Annotated in this window: 2 protein-coding genes; one reads left to right on the forward strand and one right to left on the reverse strand. The window is 55.2% G+C overall.

What is annotated here, in order from left to right:
* Positions 1-311: 311 nt before the first annotated feature.
* Positions 312-689 (reverse strand): hypothetical protein, encoded by a 378-nt coding sequence (locus FE811_RS26810; protein ID WP_010400853.1) that lies wholly within the window; start codon positions 687-689, stop codon positions 312-314.
* A 235-nt stretch (positions 690-924) separates the two neighbouring features.
* Here FE811_RS26810 and FE811_RS27785 point away from each other — a divergent pair, with 235 nt between their 5' ends.
* Positions 925-1,092: a hypothetical protein gene (locus tag FE811_RS27785; protein ID WP_010400856.1), complete on the forward strand. Its 168-nt coding sequence runs from the start codon at positions 925-927 to the stop codon at positions 1,090-1,092.
* Positions 1,093-1,468 lie beyond the last annotated feature (376 nt).

Below are 1,468 nucleotides of genomic sequence, written 5' to 3' on the forward strand. Positions count from 1 at the left end.
ATCACGGCGAGGGAACTTCCGGGGGGGCAGGTCAGCCTCACCGGTCGGTGACTGCCTTCAGCGACCTTGCGACCCGTTAGGCTGATGATCGCGCTAGAAGAAATCCTGGTCCGCGAACTCTCTTGGTCTGTCAACAATCACTGTGATGATTTGGCTGGGGCGGTAGGATTCCTGCTAGACGGAAGATCCGGTACCAGAATGTTGCCAGTCGTTGGCAGGGCGGGGCGATAGGTGGGGCACATGGCCCGATGACGCTATGGCCCTTTCCTGGCTTGAAACGAGCTAACCCGCGCTAAGGAGTCTTGCAGATATCAGGTCAGCGTCGCTTGCAGATCGAAAGTCTCTTTTTCGTCTTTGGTGCACGTTCCCAAGGCGTTATACGTCTTCATGCTATACCTGAACTGACAGGTCATATGGCTCCCCTTGTTGGAGCGGAGGATTGCGTTTCCGTTGCCGGCATCGCCTGAAAATCCCAGAACGCCGGTGTCTCTCACGGCCATCCATGTGCCGGTGTATTGTTCGTCGCCGATAGTAAGGTTCGCTTTCCCTGAATTGCCGAACGCGGTGTTTTCCAGGGTGCCTGTTCCCTGTTGACCCGTTGAGCGGCTAGTGATCGTCACCGCTGGCGAGCATGCGGCCAGTAGGGAGATCGTGACTAGGAAGGCGGCATGGTTCGGGAACAGCTTCATCTATACCTCCAAGACCGAACTGTGCAGGCAGTCTATCTCTAGCAGTCAACTGAATTTCAAGCCCTTTTGATGGCGCGTGATCAAAATTTGTATTGACGACAGTGACGAGCCCATGGGGTCGCCTAGACAGCTTTCCAAAGAGCCCGGCTAGCGTGGGCTTTGCATGGTCGCCAGAAACGCGAAAAACGAGGGCAGGTCCGTATCTGAAATAGAAGTAGATACAGGAGCTTACTTGATGAACAAAAACAACTTCCAACGCATTGTCAAGCACACCTTTCGTGCAATCAGACGTTGGCTAAGCCTGCTGCTGATCGCGTGGGTGGCATCCCGCATCAGCCGTGAACTTGCCATGGCGATCTACACGGAAGCTCTCAAGGCGGGGTGGTACGATGCAGCCCGGTGACGTGGCGGTTATCTCTGCCTTCGATGACGTACCGGGATACCTGTTCCAGACCGAGCGGGTGCCGGACGACCATGTGACAGGGATTACTCTCATTGGTCCTCTGGCGGGGAATACAGAGAACCGGACTTCTCGATGATTCCCAGGGTCTTGGACCCGAAAACCAGATGGCTGGGAACTCAGCAGTCCCTCTAAGCCAAAGCAACCAAACGGAAAAAACAGAAACACTAGAGGAATGGGGCGGACGCCCCAGATGGAGGTCGCATGTCTGTGCGGATCAAATACGCATATCTCAAGCAGCAGACTTGGCTGTATCGCAGGAACTACCCCAAGGAGCTTCAGGGCGTTCTCGGGCTGAGAATGGCGGTGCGAAATTAGT

Origin of the sequence: Paracoccus sp. FO-3 (genome assembly GCF_006386455.1) — a bacterium.
Classification (GTDB): Bacteria; Pseudomonadota; Alphaproteobacteria; order Rhodobacterales; family Rhodobacteraceae; genus Paracoccus; species Paracoccus versutus.

Bases quoted from the DNA above. Each gene is read 5' to 3' on its own strand.
- FE811_RS26810 (WP_010400853.1), bottom strand. From the start codon at position 689: ATGAAGCTGTTCCCGAACCATGCCGCCTTCCTAGTCACGATCTCCCTA.
- FE811_RS27785 (WP_010400856.1), top strand. From the start codon at position 925: ATGAACAAAAACAACTTCCAACGCATTGTCAAGCACACCTTTCGTGCA.